At 66.2% G+C, this 13,732-nt stretch carries 13 protein-coding genes; 5 read left to right on the top strand and 8 right to left on the bottom strand.

Features of this window, described 5'->3' with window-relative positions; all coding sequences use genetic code 11:
- The first annotated feature begins 77 nt into the window (after nt 1–77).
- The gene (locus ACQPYR_RS14695) at nt 78–908 is read left to right on the top strand and encodes an HpcH/HpaI aldolase/citrate lyase family protein (RefSeq protein WP_433632455.1); all 831 of its coding nucleotides are present in this window, start codon (nt 78–80) and stop codon (nt 906–908) included.
- Between the two features lie 78 nt (nt 909–986).
- On the opposite strand, the gene ACQPYR_RS14690 is transcribed toward ACQPYR_RS14695, so the two are convergent.
- Together ACQPYR_RS14690 and ACQPYR_RS14685 are read right to left on the bottom strand one after the other, a co-directional pair.
- Complete coding sequence (locus ACQPYR_RS14690; RefSeq protein ID WP_433632452.1) at nt 987–1,688, bottom strand: hypothetical protein; 702 nt, start codon at nt 1,686–1,688, stop codon at nt 987–989.
- Nucleotides 1,685–3,028 (bottom strand): phenylacetate--CoA ligase family protein, encoded by a 1,344-nt coding sequence (locus ACQPYR_RS14685; RefSeq protein WP_433632449.1) that lies wholly within the window; start codon nt 3,026–3,028, stop codon nt 1,685–1,687. The genes ACQPYR_RS14690 and ACQPYR_RS14685 overlap by 4 nt, the downstream gene beginning before the upstream one ends.
- Before the next feature lie 258 nt (nt 3,029–3,286).
- On the opposite strand from ACQPYR_RS14685, the gene ACQPYR_RS14680 reads away from it, so the two are divergent.
- Nucleotides 3,287–4,102, top strand: a complete 816-nt coding sequence (locus tag ACQPYR_RS14680) for an SDR family NAD(P)-dependent oxidoreductase (RefSeq protein ID WP_433632446.1) — start codon at nt 3,287–3,289, stop codon at nt 4,100–4,102.
- Between the two features lie 56 nt (nt 4,103–4,158).
- Here the strand turns inward: ACQPYR_RS14680 and ACQPYR_RS14675 are convergent, their stop codons facing one another.
- Complete coding sequence (locus ACQPYR_RS14675; RefSeq protein WP_433632443.1) at nt 4,159–4,929, bottom strand: FadR/GntR family transcriptional regulator; 771 nt, start codon at nt 4,927–4,929, stop codon at nt 4,159–4,161.
- Between the two features lie 252 nt (nt 4,930–5,181).
- Between ACQPYR_RS14675 and ACQPYR_RS14670 the strand changes: the two genes are divergently transcribed.
- Nucleotides 5,182–6,387, top strand: a complete 1,206-nt coding sequence (locus ACQPYR_RS14670; RefSeq protein WP_433632440.1) for a CaiB/BaiF CoA transferase family protein — start codon at nt 5,182–5,184, stop codon at nt 6,385–6,387.
- Nucleotides 6,388–6,436: 49 nt separating this feature from the next.
- On the opposite strand, the gene ACQPYR_RS14665 is transcribed toward ACQPYR_RS14670, so the two are convergent.
- The gene (locus ACQPYR_RS14665; protein WP_433632438.1) at nt 6,437–7,549 is read right to left on the bottom strand and encodes an acyl-CoA dehydrogenase family protein; all 1,113 of its coding nucleotides are present in this window, start codon (nt 7,547–7,549) and stop codon (nt 6,437–6,439) included.
- 6 nt (nt 7,550–7,555) lie between these two features.
- Nucleotides 7,556–8,323, bottom strand: coding sequence for an enoyl-CoA hydratase/isomerase family protein (locus ACQPYR_RS14660; RefSeq protein ID WP_433632436.1), 768 nt, complete (start codon nt 8,321–8,323; stop codon nt 7,556–7,558).
- Nucleotides 8,324–8,526: 203 nt separating this feature from the next.
- Here ACQPYR_RS14660 and ACQPYR_RS14655 point away from each other — a divergent pair, with 203 nt between their 5' ends.
- Nucleotides 8,527–9,750: a CaiB/BaiF CoA transferase family protein gene (locus ACQPYR_RS14655; protein WP_433632434.1), complete on the top strand. Its 1,224-nt coding sequence runs from the start codon at nt 8,527–8,529 to the stop codon at nt 9,748–9,750.
- Nucleotides 9,751–9,848: 98 nt separating this feature from the next.
- Here ACQPYR_RS14655 and ACQPYR_RS14650 read toward each other — a convergent pair whose 3' ends face one another.
- Genes ACQPYR_RS14650 through ACQPYR_RS14640 form a run of 3 tightly spaced genes read right to left on the bottom strand, consistent with a single transcriptional unit; the run spans nt 9,849 to nt 12,748 of the window.
- Nucleotides 9,849–11,033: an acyl-CoA dehydrogenase family protein gene (locus ACQPYR_RS14650; protein WP_433632431.1), complete on the bottom strand. Its 1,185-nt coding sequence runs from the start codon at nt 11,031–11,033 to the stop codon at nt 9,849–9,851.
- Nucleotides 11,034–11,067: 34 nt separating this feature from the next.
- Complete coding sequence (locus tag ACQPYR_RS14645; RefSeq protein ID WP_433632428.1) at nt 11,068–12,243, bottom strand: acetyl-CoA C-acyltransferase; 1,176 nt, start codon at nt 12,241–12,243, stop codon at nt 11,068–11,070.
- Nucleotides 12,244–12,265: 22 nt separating this feature from the next.
- The gene (locus ACQPYR_RS14640; RefSeq protein ID WP_433632426.1) at nt 12,266–12,748 is read right to left on the bottom strand and encodes a MaoC family dehydratase; all 483 of its coding nucleotides are present in this window, start codon (nt 12,746–12,748) and stop codon (nt 12,266–12,268) included.
- Between the two features lie 168 nt (nt 12,749–12,916).
- On the opposite strand from ACQPYR_RS14640, the gene ACQPYR_RS14635 reads away from it, so the two are divergent.
- On the top strand, nt 12,917–13,732 hold the full coding sequence (locus tag ACQPYR_RS14635; RefSeq protein WP_433632424.1) for an enoyl-CoA hydratase/isomerase family protein: 816 nt from the start codon (nt 12,917–12,919) through the stop codon (nt 13,730–13,732).

Genomic DNA, 13,732 nt, shown 5'->3' with positions numbered 1-13,732 from the left:
TGCCTCCGGCTCTGGTCCGAACGCCTTTCCCACCCGGCCCACTCGAACACGCATCCGCGCACCCCCGGAGATCCCTCATGATCGGAATGTCTTCGGCCACTTGGCTGTTCGTGCCCGGCGACCGGCCCGACCGGTTTACCAAAGCAGCCGAAAGCGGCGCCGATGAGATCATCATCGACCTCGAAGATGCCGTCGCCGACAACCACAAGGCACGTGCCCGGGCCGCCGCCGCGAAATGGCTGTCGGACGGCGGCCGGGCATGGGTCAGGATCAATGCCGTCGACACCCCCTGGGCCGACAGCGACATCCACACGATCGCGACCTCTCCCGGACTGCGCGGGGTCGTCGTGCCGAAGGCAGAAAAAGCAGCGGACCTTTCGACGATCGGCGAGTGTCTCGGCAGCGACCGGGGAGTTGTCGCCTTGGTCGAAACCGCGCTCGGGATACACCATGCGCACGAACTCGCTGCCTGCCCCGCGGTCGGACGGCTGGCCTTCGGCTCCGTCGACTTCGCACATGACATCGATGCGATCGAGGACGACCGATCATTGCTTCTGGCCCGGTCCACACTGGTCCTGGCATCGAAAGTTGCCGATCTACCGGCGCCGATCGATGGCGTCAGTGTCCGGATTCGAGACAGCGATGCCGTCGCCGAGGCTGCTGAGCAGGCACGCGCGCTGGGATTCGGCGGGAAGCTCTGCATCCATCCGGCGCAAATCGCCGCCACGGCAGCCGCGTTCCGGCCCAGCAAGGAAGACATTGCGTGGGCTCAGCGCGTTGTCGCGACGTTCACCGGACAAGCCGGAGCGGTCCGTGCGGACGGGGAGATGATCGACAAGCCCGTGTTCGAACGAGCGCGGCGAATCCTTGCGCGATCCTCGATCGCACATCCCGGGACTGTGGACTGAAAGAAGCGGGGGCGCGGCAAACGCCGCGCCCCCGTAAACGCTCGACCACCATCGGGGGCCGGCCGTTCCGTATCCGCGCTATTCGGTGCGGATCCTGGGGCCGGGCAGACCGCAGGCACACGGCGCCTCGTCGATCGTCCCGTTCATGTTCAACTCGATGTCCCGTCCCCGGTACCGGCGGTCTCCGGTGACCGTGAGATGCGGTCGCGCCGAGGCGGCGGTGACCTGCCACTCCTCGGGATCGAGATGCAGCCCGGTGTCTTCCCGGCACGACAGGCCGAACGCGGGTCCCAGCATTGCCATCTCCGCGGGCCGCAGTCCGGCGGTGCGCAGCGGTTCGAGCGCATCGCGCCGCGCCCAGATCACCGGCGCCTTGTCCACCATGGCCGCGGCCGCCCGGTCATCGGCAAGCAGCGGCTCCACCATCTCCCCCGGCAGCCCGATGATCGCCTTCACGGGCAACAAGCTCACGATGGTCGCGGCACGCCGGACGTCCCAGGCATAGGGTTCGGCATTGCTGAACACCACACCCGACTCCCGCAGGGCCCGAACCACCGGGCCGAGCCACGGGCCTTCGGAATTGCGGCCGATCAACAACGCGTGCTGGCCAGGCGCCAGACCCCAGACCTCCAAGAGCCGCGCCGCCCAGGCGGTATCCCGATCGCATTCCGGCCAACCGATCTCGAACGCGCGATTACCATCCGGACGAGCGAAATGTCCGATCCCGGCCAGCGACGGGTGCCGCCCGGCCATGGCTGCCGTCATAGATTCCCGGCTCATGCCTTCACCACCCTCGCGAACTTGGCCACACTGGAGTTGCGGGCCACCAAATCGTCTACCGGAACAAGTTCTATCTCCGGCTCGACGCCCACCTGCGCGGTGATCACACCGTGCAATTGGACGCGCAGGCCGTCCAGGTCCAAGCCCTCGGCCGGCTGGTAGCCGACCCGCAGACGCAGGCGGTCGACCACTCGCGACTCACGAATGATCTGGAACATCCCGTCATGAGTCGCTTCCAGCGTTTCGATCGCTTGCCACAATTCGCTGACCACTACCGGCCGACCTTTCACGATCGTCTCGTCACCCAGGCGGCCGATGATCCACTGCCGTGCATGGGTACGGCCGCAACCGCAGATTCCTGCATCGAGCCGAACGAGGTCGCCGCTGCGATACCGGATGAGCGGGGCTGCCCGATTGTCCAGATCAGTGGCGACAAGTTCGCCGATCTCGCCTGCCGCGACAGCCCGCAGACTGTCGGTTTCCAGTGTTTCGGCGAGGACCAGGTCTTCCCAGAGGTGATAGCCGTTGTGCTCACGACACTCCCAGGCGGTTCCCGTATCACCGGCGCTGGTGTAGGTGAACAGCTCGAGCCCCCACTCGTTCCGCACCTTGGCAGCGAGGGCCGCACCGAGCGGCTGCCCGGCAAAGGCTGCGCCCTTGAGCGACGACAACGCTTCTCGCAGGTCGTAGGTATCCGCGACCCGCTCCAGATCGAGCAGCGTCGGCATCAACAACTGCATATAGGTCGGCCGGAATCGCCGCAGGGCCGCGACCACCTCCGAAGCGTGACCGATCCAGGCGTCGAGATAGATCGGGACGAGCCCCATCTGCTGGTAGAACGTGTCATAGAAGCCGCGCATCACGCCCGCCGGTACCAGCACACGGTCGCCGGGCCGGACACCGATCTCCCACAGATCGCGGGCCGAGCAAGCCGGCAGTGGGGGCAGGGTCTCCCAGATCTCCGGTAGCAGTTCCGGCATACCGGTCGTGCCCGATGTGGTCATGATCGACGTCAGTCGGCTCGTCGGCACTTGCAGCAGGCCGCCGAAGGGATCGCCGGTCCGGTCCCGATAGGCACGGACGTCGTCTTTCGTGAAGGTCGGCACCAACTCGAAGAAGTCATCGAGAGAACGCACCCGCCCCGGATCCACACCAGCGGCCGACCAGAGCTCACGGTAGAACGGCGAGTTCTCGTAGGCGGCGGGCACCAACTCGAGCACCCGCTCTTCCTGCAGAGCGCGCAGTTGCTCCCGCGGCATCGTTTCGATGTCCGGTTGTAGAAACCGCCGGTTCGGATCGTCCACGCCCGATTCGAGCGTACTGGACCTGGTTGCGTCCACGTCGTCTTCCTTCGTAGGTCATACATCAGCAAGCGATGTCGGTGCCACCGTAGGGCGAGACAGGCCCTCCGGCGGAGGGAACGCCGTTCCCTCTCGCCTCGTTCAACAGCAGCAGCACATAGTGTAATAATCTATCTGATTTCTGAGCTCGATTCGGATTTTTCGGCAATATTTCGACCGGAACCGTCGCCGAGACGGCGCTCCTTCGAAAAAGACATGAATGAGATACCTGTTGGAATTCGCGAGGAAGGAAGCCCGTTGGACGCAGCGACCACCCCCGAACCCGGCGGCTATGCCGACGGCCGGGGCACCCGATTGGCCGGTATGGCCGCGCTGGTCGCCGGCGCCGGAAGTTCGGGGGACTTCCTCGGCACCGGTGCTGCCAGCGCGTCGTTGTTCGCCGCGCAGGGTGCTGTGACCGGCGTGCTGGACGCCTCGCCCGGACGTGCCGCGGCCACCTGCGACCTGATCACACGCCAGGGTGGTACAGCCATCGCATTGACCGCAGACATCACCGACGAGAAGGCGGTACACAAGGCGGTGGAGCGCTTCGCCTCCGAGGCCGGTCGCATCGACGTGGTCATGAACAACGCCGGCATCGCCGTCGGCGAATGGGACCGGGTGTTCGCGGTGAACACCAAGGGCACCGCACTGGTCAGCGAGGCCGCACACCGCTATCTGGCGAAAAGTCCCATGGCCTCGGTCATCAATGTCTCCTCGATCGCGGCGCTACGCGGATTCGGCGGGGGCGCATACGCGGCCAGCAAAGGCGCAGTGCTGTCGATGACCACCGACTACGCATACCGCTGGGGGCCCGACGGCATCCGAGTGAACTGTCTGGTGCCCGGCCACCTCTACACACCGATGGGCGACCAGGGCAGCGACACCGGTGCACGGAATGTGCGCCGCAAAGCGAATCTGCTCGGCACCGAAGGAAACGCGTGGGACCTCGCCTGGGCCGCGCTGTTCCTGGCCGGCCCCGAATCCCGATGGATCACCGGCACAGTTCTGCCCGTCGACGCGGGGACCACCATGGCAACCGGTCTGGGCATGCTCGGCCGCCTCACCTCATAGCAGCGGGCCGACCGGCGCCATCGACACCGGTCGGCCCACACGAGAGTTCGGCGGAATCAGCCCATCAGATCGAGCACCGTCGTGACGTCCGGACGCAAGAGGTAGTCGCGCGCTTCGGTCAGATGTTTGCGCCACACCTCTTCGGCACCCGACTCGACACCTGCTTCGATGAGGTCGACCACCCGATGGTGGGCCTTGAGCCCCAGGGCGATACCGGTCTCTTCGGCCCTCGCGACCTTCGCCTCCACCCAGTCGATGTTCGCCCTGTCGATGATGTGCTGAACCATGCCGGTCAGCACTCGCAGGGTCTGGTTGCCGGTCAACTCGACCAGCAGGGCGTGGAATGCGGTATGCGTCCTGATCGCCAGCAAGGGACTATCCGCCGCGGCGTCGTGTTCGGCGAGCGCGGCGCGCAACCGCTCGACATCCGCAGGGGTTCGGCGCGCCGCCAGCAGTCCGATGATGGGCGGTTCGATCAGAATCCGCGCCTCATATACATCAGCCAGCGTCGTTCCGCGAAACTCGAGGACGAAGCCGGCGTACCGAGCGGCCACGTCGATATTCGGCACCTGCACTCGGGCACCGCCATGGGCACCGCGACGCACGGTGATCAGCGATTCGGACTCGAGTACCCGGAAAGCTTCCCGCAGTGTCGGCCGGGATACATTGAACCGTTCCAGAAGCTCGGCCTCCGACGGCAGGGCCGCTCCCTCGGCGAGGTCGCCGCGAATGATCTGCCGACGCAACTGGTCGGCGATCAGCTCCGCAGTCTTGGGCAAGCGGGGCGGCTGAAGCCTGTCGGCGGACACCGTATCGAGCTGAGCCACTGCCTTCCTCTCGGTTCTTTGTTGCGGTAGATTGTGCTACGTCGCACGATCATCTAGTTATCAAACTATACCGTATAGTGCGCCCAGACCCCGGCCGAGCGACGCCGGTGTGTCACGAACAACACCCTCGGTTGTGCCGATACTTCTCAATTTCGCAGCGGCCCCGAAGAATTCACCCGGTCTTGCTCGGTCGACAGCACCCTTGCCATAATAACTTAATGATTTACCTATCTGAGCTTCGGTTGGACCGCCATGACGGCGACTGACGGCGATCGCGGGACCCCTGCCCGGCACGGCCCCCTGCAGGGAGTCAAGGTCATCGAGATCGCCGGTCTCGGTCCCGGTCCGTATGCTGCGATGCTGCTCTCCGATATGGGTGCCGATGTGGTCAGGGTGGACCGACCGGGACCGGTGTCGGGCCGGCCGGAGGTCTATGCGCTGGCACGTGGACGACGCTCCGTGGCGATCGATATGAAACAGCCTGAGGGGCTGGCAACGCTGCTGGACCTGGTCGGTGTCGCCGATATCCTCATCGAGGGGTTCCGGCCCGGTGTCGCCGAGCGACTCGGTTTCGGCCCCGAGACCTGCCACAGTCGCAATCCGCGACTGGTCTACGCCCGGATGACGGGCTGGGGTCAGGACGGACCGTTCAGCCGGATGGCCGGACACGACCTCAACTACCTCGGGCTCACCGGTGCTCTGACGCTGCTACAGCACTCGGCCGACTCCCCTCCCCCGTCACCCCCGGGGTTCATCGCCGATTTCGGCGGCGGCGGGCTCATGATGGCCTTCGGTATCGTCAGCGCACTGCACGAGGCGCAGCGTTCCGGATCCGGCCAGGTCATCGACGCGGCCATGGTCGACGGCGTGGCCTCGCTGACGACGCTGATCTATTCGATGACGGCGCAGGGGCGCTGGAATCTGGATCGGCCCGGCACGAACTTCTGCGATGGAGGCGCCCCCTACTACGCGATATACGAGACCGCGGACGGGAAATATCTCGCGGTCGCTCCGATCGAACCGCAGTTCTACGCGACGATGGTCGATCTGCTGGGATTGTCGCTCGACGAGCTGCCCGACCGTGATGATCCGGCCCACTGGGATGAGCTGAAGGAACTGTTCGCCGGAATCTTCCGCGCACAACCCCGCGAACACTGGACCGCGTTGTTCGATGGGACCGACGCGTGCGTCACCCCGGTCCTCACCTTCGCCGAGGCGAGGCACCATCCGCACAATCTGGCTCGGCACACGTTCGTCGAGGAATTCGGCGTGGTCCAGCCGGCGCCGGCACCACGGCTGGGCGCCACGCCTGCCGCCATTGCCCGGCCACCCGCGATTCCCGGTGCCCATTCGCGGGAAGTGCTGCTCGACTGGGGCATCGCCACCGAGCGGGTCGGCACACTGGTCGACTCGGGCGTGGTGGTCGAGTCACCCGCTCGAGAGCCACATTCGGCGTAAACGTCTCGGGCCCGGTCGCGATGTAGCGGCCGGGCCCGAGACGTTTCGCTCAGATACCGAGTCGGTCGGCGAGCAGCTGCCGGTGAAAATCGGAACCCCCGAGCAGAGCCTGGGAGCTTTTCGCCCGCTTCAAATAAAGGTGAGCCGGATGTTCCCAGGTGAACCCGATCCCACCGTGAATCTGGATGTTGTCGCCCGCCGCCTGCAGATAGGCATCGACGCAGTGTGCCTTGACCATCGGGGCCACGACGGGTACATCGGGCTGCCCGGTAGCGGCAGCCCACAGCGCGTAATAGACCGCGGACCGCGACGACTCGAGTTCGACCAGCATCGAGGCACACATGTGCTTGATCGCCTGGAACGACCCGATCGGCCGACCGAACTGCTCGCGCACCTTGGCGTACTCCACTGCCATGTCGAGCACTCGCCCGGTACCACCGAGGGCGTCGGCGGCGAGCGCGATCGATGTCAAGTCGAGCATTCGGACGACCGCGGACGTCGGATCGGACCCGGCGAGCCGCTCGGCGGGGGTGTCGGAGAAGGACAGCCGGGCCAGCTTGCGCGTTTGATCCATCGTGGACAGCGGCGTCCGCTCGAGCCCGAGCGCGGTCGCTTCGACCGCGAAGACACCCAGCTCCGTGCCTGCCCGCGCGACCGCCAGAATCAGGTCGGCACCGGCACCGTCGACGACATAGGACTTGTGTCCGTCGAGCCGCCAGGCGCCGTCTGCGGACTGCGCGGCCAGCGTTACCGAATCCGGCTGCCACGAGCCCTCGTCCTCGGCGAGGGCCACCGTGGCCACCAGATCCCCGCTTGCGATCCCCGGCAACCACCGCGCACGGGCCGCCTCGTCCTCGAGCGCCAGCAGCAGCTGCGCGGCCATGACGCCGGAAGCCAGGAACGGCGACACCGTCAGCGCCCGGCCGAGTTCCTCGAGCGCGATCCCGAGTTCGACGAAGGTGAAGCCGGCGCCGCCGTACTCCTCCGGGATCGCAATGCCTTGCAACCCGATTTCCGCGCCCATCTGCTTCCACAATTGCCGGTCGAAGCCGGCGGGCTCGGCCATCCGAGCACGGACGGCTTGCTCACCGGCTCGTTCGGTCAAGAACTCCCGCACTACTTCCTGCAGCGTGGTCTGTTCGTCGTTGAGTGCGAACTCCACCGTGACTCACCCCTTCCGGGCGGAAAACTTGTCCGGGACCGAGCGGTACTCGGAGGTGTCGTGTGACTGACTCTCAGCGGCCAGGCCGTATCCGAGCATGGAGACCGAGGCTTGCCGAAGATGTTGATTGAGGACCATTTTGGTGTCCTGGACCGCCTGCGGGGGCAGGTCCGCGAGTCCGCGGGCACTGGCCATCGCGTTTTCGAACAGCTGATCGGCGGGGTCGGCATAGGTCGCGAGTCCCAAGGCCACAGCCTCGGCAGCGGGAATACGCTCGCCGGTCAGCAGGTAGCGCTTGGCCCTGAGCAGGCCGATACTCAGCGGCATCGCGACCGCCCCGCCGTCACCGGCTACCAAGGCCACCTGCACATGCGGGTCGGCCATATAAGTCGAATCGGCGATGTGCACGATGTCGCACGCGGCTGCCAGAGTGCAGCCCAATCCCACCGCGGGCCCGTTCACCGCGGCCACCACGGGCAGATGCACGTTGACGAGATCTTCGAAGATCTGCCGCCCCTCACGCAGCCGAGCGCGGCGAAGAGCGAGATCATCTGCCAGGACCGCGAAGTCCTCGATATCGCCGCCCGCGCTGAACGCGCGGCCGGCCCCGGTGAGAACGATCGCGCGCGCGTCCGGGTCGGCGCACACTTCGCGCAGCGCCGCCAGCAGCGCCAGATGCATGTCCGAACTGAAGGCGTTGCGGGCGTCGGGGCGGTTGAGGGTGATCACCCTGACGGGACCGTCCGTGGCGACGAGTACGGGCTCGTCTGTCATGTTCACACTCCTCGTGCGAGTCGGTTGCCGAATTCGGATCTCCACGTCGACAGCAGTGACGTTGACGATCGGAACAGTAGAAAGATACAACTATTTATACCTAAACCCGTTCACGTTGTCACAATCGCCCGGCGATGTGCGAGCACGAGTAGACCCCAGGGCCGGACCGACCGGCCGGCCCCCATCGGAAAGAGGTAGCGACGATGTCACCGAAGGCACTCGACGGCGTCAGAGTATTGGACCTGAGCAGGATTCTTGCCGCGCCGTTCGCGACGCAACAGCTGGCAGATCTGGGTGCCGACGTGATCAAGATCGAGCAGCCCGGGCACGGCGACGACGCGCGCGAGTACGGTCCACCCTTCTTGGGCGAGGACCCGACCGCCGGAATGGCGGCGTTCTTCCTCAGCTGTAACCGCAACAAGCGGTCGGTGACCGTCGATTTCACCACCGCCCGCGGGCAGGAGATCCTGCGCGAACTGATGTCGTGCTCCGATGTGGTGGTGGAGAACTTCCGCCCCGGCGTACTCGACAAGTACGGCCTCGGCTGGCAGGACGTGCACACCCAGTTCCCGAATATCGTGATGTGTTCGGTGACCGGATTCGGCCAGGAGGGTCCGTACCGCTCCCGGCCGGGCTACGACGGGATCTTCCAGGCGGTCAGCGGGATGATGAGCGTGTCGGGGGTGCCTGACGGGCAGCCGGGCGCCGGGCCGATGAAGTCCGGCTTGTCGCTGGTGGACATCCTCACGGGCCTCTACACGACGTCGGCGATCCTGGCGGGTCTGCGCTACCGCGACCGCACCGGTGAGGGCCAGCATCTCGATGTCTCGCTGCTCGACTGTGGTATCGCGAGCATGTCCCACTACGTCGAGAACTATCTCGTCTCGGGAACAGTCCCCGAACGCCGCGGCAACGGCGGATTCGGTGGAATCCCTTCGCAGGCATTCCGCTGTGCCGACGACCGGATGATCTTCCTGGTGGCCTCGTCCAATGCCCAATTCGGTCGTGCGTGTGGTGCCCTCGGGCACCCGGAACTCGCGTCGGATCCCCGGTTCGACTCGATCGCCGCGCGGATCGGCCACCGGCTCGAACTGCTGGAATTTTTGGAGAAGATCTTCCAGAGCAAGCCCGCCACGCACTGGCTCGCCGAACTGGAAGCCGTCGATGTCCCGGTCGGCCCGGTCAACGATATCGCCGAGGCGCTGGCAGACCCGCACGTGCGCTCCCGCGAGCTGCAGATCATGATGCAGCATGCGCAGAAGGGACCGATTCCGGGCCTGCGATATCCGATCAGGATGTCGGGCACCCCGGTCGCGGAATACACCGCGCCGCCGTCGCTGGGCGCGGACCGGGACGCGGTGCTGGGCGATCTTCTCGGCTACGACGCCGAGAAGATCGCCGCCCTCGCCGCAGACGGGGTGATCTGACCGGTCTCGGTCCGTGCCCGGCTCACGCTGTGTTGGATCGGCCTGAGCGCTCGCGCCTACGGGGTAACGCAAGCTGCCTCCTCCGGCGCTGACCGCGCTCAGGCTAGGCGCGGCTCCCGCGGCAAGCCGAGGGTGCGCTCGGCGAGTACGTTCAGCTGGATCTGGGTGGTCCCACCGAAAATCGACTCCGATCGACTGCCCAGGAACACCTGTTGCAGCCGGTTGAGCTGGTACTCGTCACCGACAACTTCGGCGGCCACGTCGAGCGCACGCATGGCGGTTTCCCCCATGCGGATGTGAGCGCTGCTGGCGAAGACCTTGCTCAAGGAGGCCTGCACCGTGGCGTCGATTCCGCGGCCCTTGATGGCCGTCATCAGCCGACGACCGTTCCATTCCATGATGCGTGCCTCGGTCCAGGCCCGGACCAGGTCGCGACGCAGCGCGGCGCTCGGGGTCCGCCCCTGCGACCGAGCCGCTTCGATCATCGCGTCGACCTCGTGCTGGATCCGCAAGTGGTCGCCGAGCAGAGTGGTGCCACGCTCGGTGCCGAGGGCACCCATCGCCACACCCCATCCCTGGTTCACCTCGCCGACGACGAGGTCCGCGGCGGTGGTGGCCGCGTTGAAGAACACCTCGCAGAAGTCGTCACCGCCGAGCATGTTGCGGATCGGCCGGATCTCGACGCCCGGCTGGTCGGCGGGTACGAGCAGCATCGAGATACCGCGGTGGCGCGGAGCCTCGGGATCGGTGCGGCAGAGCACGTAGAGCCAGTCGGCGAATCCTCCGTGCGACGTCCAGACCTTCTGTCCGTCGATGACCCATCGGTCGCCGTCGCGCCGGGCCCGAGTGCGCAGACCGGCGAGGTCGGAGCCATTGCCGGGCTCGCTGAACCCCTGCCCCCACAGTTGTTCGACCCTGGTGATCGGCGGCAGGAAGCGAGCCTTCTGTTCCGGGGTGCCGAACGCCAGCAAGGTCGGTCCGAACAGATCCTGCCCCTGCGTCGTAGCCCGGAACGGAGGGTCGGCCCGCGCGTATTCGAGCTGGTAGATGAGCTGCTCGTCGACGGAGGCATTACGTCCGCCGTACTCCTTCGGCCAGCCCATGCACAACCAGCCGCCGGAGGCGAGTTCTCGATCCCACGCCAATCGCACGTCGAAAGCTTCGGCGTCCCATGACACGCCGACACCGCGATGCCGGGCGAACTCCCCGACGACGTGTTCGTCGAACCAGGTACGCACTTCCTGCTGGAAGTCCGCGAGTTCCGGGGTGAGTGTCAAATCCACTGTGACGGTCCTCCAGTCGGTGGGGTGAGCGGCCCTACAGTCGCTCGATGATCGTGCCGGTGCCCATGCCGCCGCCGACGCACATCGTGACCAGGGCATAGCGCCCGCCGATGCGCTCGAGCTCGTTCAGCGCCTTGGTCAGCAGTACGCCGCCGGTGGCTCCGAGCGGATGTCCGAGCGCGATGGCTCCGCCGTTGACGTTGACGCGGCTCATATCGGCCTTGGTCTCGTGCGCCCACGCCAGGACGACCGACGCGAATGCCTCGTTGATCTCGATGACGTCCATGTCCTCGAGGGTCAATCCGGTGCGCTCCAGCAGTGCCTGCGTCGCGGGGATCGGCCCGGTCAGCATCATCACCGGGTCGTTGCCGATCAGCAGGGTGCCGACCACCCGGGCCCGCGGGCGCACGCCGAGTTCCCCGGCCCGCGCCTCGGTCATCAGCAACAGCGCCGACGCCCCGTCGGAGATCTGGGACGACGTACCCGCCGTGTGCTGGGCACCGGGCCGGTCCGGCAGGTTGAGCCGCAGTCCGGCAAGGGTTTCCGCCGTGGTGGGTCGTGGCCCCTCGTCGACCGCGACGATCCGCGAGCCGGTAACCGCGCCTGTCTCGTCCACCACCGGCGCCGTCACGGGGACGATCTGCGAGGCGAAGCGCTGTTCGGTGATCGCACGAGCCGCTCGTTCCTGCGAGGTCACCGCGAACTGCTCGAGCTGGGAGCGCGACAGTCCCCATTTCTCGGCGATCCGCTCCGCCGCCTCGAACTGAGTGGTGATCTCGTAGTGCTGTTCATAGCGCTCGGTCTTCGAGCGTCCCAGTTCGGGCAGCACCGACGCGGTCATCGGCACCTGGTTCATCGACTCCACGCCACCGGCGATCGCGACATCGGTGACACCGCCGGCGACGAGCCCGTAGGCGAGCGTGAACGCCTGCTGCGACGAGCCGCACTGGGTATGCACGGTGAACGCCGCGGTCCGCTCGTCGAGCCCCGCGGCCAGCCAGGCGCTGCGGGTCACGTTGCCGGACTGCTGGCCGACCTGGCTCACGCAGCCACCGGCTACCTGGCCGACGACGGCCGAGTCGATCCCGGCCCGTTCCACGGTCGCGGCGAGGATATCGCTGAACAAATCGGGGGCCGGGTAGTGGGCGAGGCCACCGCGTTTCTTGCCGACCGCGGACCGGGCGGCTTCGACGATCATCACGTCGGACATATGTCTCCTTACCAGCTGGTGATCACAGGTAATAGCGGCCGAGCGACTCGACGACCAGCGCCGGTTTGTCGCTACCGGCGATCTCCACCTCGGTCTGCACGGTGAGCTGCACGGCCGGGCCGTGCTCGGTGACCTCGACGAGGGTCGAGGAGGCACGAACGTCCGAGCCGACCTTCACCGGCGAGACGAAGCGCAGCCGATTGACGCCGTAATTGATCGCCATCTTGGCCTGCACACGATAGATTTGGCTGGTCAACACGGGTAGCAAGGAAGCACTGAGCCAACCGTGCGCGATCGTCGCCCCGAACGGGCCCGTCGCCGCGCGTTCGGCGTCGACGTGAATCCACTGGTGATCCCCGGTGGCCTCGGCGAACTGGTCGATTCGTGACTGTTCGACGGTCAACCACGCACTGTGCCCCAGATGTTCGCCCACCGACTCCCGAATCTGCTCGAGACCGGTGAAGACCAAGGGCCCGCCGGCATCGTCGATGTTCTGACCGGTCACGAAGTACTTCCTCTCGCCGGGACCGACACCCGAGACGGTGTAGGCGCCACTAACAGTCTTACTATTTAGATGATAGAACTATATAGTCTGAAGATAAGCGAACACCAGGGGAGTCGTGTGGTCGGATGCGACCGGCGGAGAACTCACTGGTCGATCGAAGGAAGTTTCATGGGCGAGCGATACGCCGATTTCCCGAGCCTGAGACTCGAACTCGGCAAGCACGGGGTAATGCATCTGATCCTGGACGGGCCGGCGCTCAACTCGGTGAGTCCTCGGATGCACCGCGACCTCGCCGACGTCTGGCCGGTCCTCGGGCAGGATCCCGAGGTGCGTTCGGTCCTGATCTACGGCGCCGGAAAGGCCTTCTCCTCCGGAGGCAATTTCGACCACATCGAGCAGATGACCAACGACTACGACACCCGGCTGCAGACGATGCGTGAGGCACGCGATCTCGTTCTGAACCTCGTCGCATTCGACAAGCCGGTGGTCTCGGGCATCCGCGGCCCCGCCGTGGGCGCGGGCCTGGTGGTGGGGATGCTGGCCGACGTTTCGGTGGCGGGCAAGAAGGCCAAGATCATCGACGGTCACACCAGACTCGGCGTCGCGGCCGGCGATCATGCCGCCATTTGCTGGCCACTGATGATGGGTATGGCCAAGGCCAAGTACTACCTGCTCACCTGCGATCCGCTGAGCGGCGAGGAGGCCGAGCGCATCGGCCTGGTCTCGCTCTGCGTCGACGACGACGAGGTGATCTCCACGGCCGAGGACATCGCGACCCGGCTGGCGCAGGGCGCTCCCACCGCGGTCCAGTGGACCAAACACAGCCTCAATCACTGGTATCGCTCGGCGATCCCCGCGTTCGAGGCGTCCCTCGGTATGGAGTTCATCGGATTCGGCGGTCCCGAGGTGCGCGAAGGGCTGGCCTCGCACCGTGAGAAGCGCGCACCGCAGTTCGTGACGGAACCGGCGGAGGAGAGGAACTGA

It is taken from the genome of Nocardia sp. CA-120079 (assembly GCF_050955745.1).
Taxonomy (GTDB): Bacteria; Actinomycetota; Actinomycetes; order Mycobacteriales; family Mycobacteriaceae; genus Nocardia.
This window is presented reverse-complemented; position numbering and strand designations above follow the sequence as displayed.

What these genes read in the sequence shown, in the direction of transcription:
- ACQPYR_RS14695 (WP_433632455.1), top strand. Translation starts at nt 78, where the DNA reads ATGATCGGAATGTCTTCGGCCACTTGGCTGTTCGTGCCCGGCGACCGG.
- ACQPYR_RS14690 (WP_433632452.1), bottom strand. Translation starts at nt 1,688, where the DNA reads ATGAGCCGGGAATCTATGACGGCAGCCATGGCCGGGCGGCACCCGTCG.
- ACQPYR_RS14670 (WP_433632440.1), top strand. Translation starts at nt 5,182, where the DNA reads ATGACGGCGACTGACGGCGATCGCGGGACCCCTGCCCGGCACGGCCCC.
- ACQPYR_RS14660 (WP_433632436.1), bottom strand. Translation starts at nt 8,323, where the DNA reads ATGACAGACGAGCCCGTACTCGTCGCCACGGACGGTCCCGTCAGGGTG.
- ACQPYR_RS14655 (WP_433632434.1), top strand. Translation starts at nt 8,527, where the DNA reads ATGTCACCGAAGGCACTCGACGGCGTCAGAGTATTGGACCTGAGCAGG.
- ACQPYR_RS14645 (WP_433632428.1), bottom strand. Translation starts at nt 12,243, where the DNA reads ATGTCCGACGTGATGATCGTCGAAGCCGCCCGGTCCGCGGTCGGCAAG.
- ACQPYR_RS14635 (WP_433632424.1), top strand. Translation starts at nt 12,917, where the DNA reads ATGGGCGAGCGATACGCCGATTTCCCGAGCCTGAGACTCGAACTCGGC.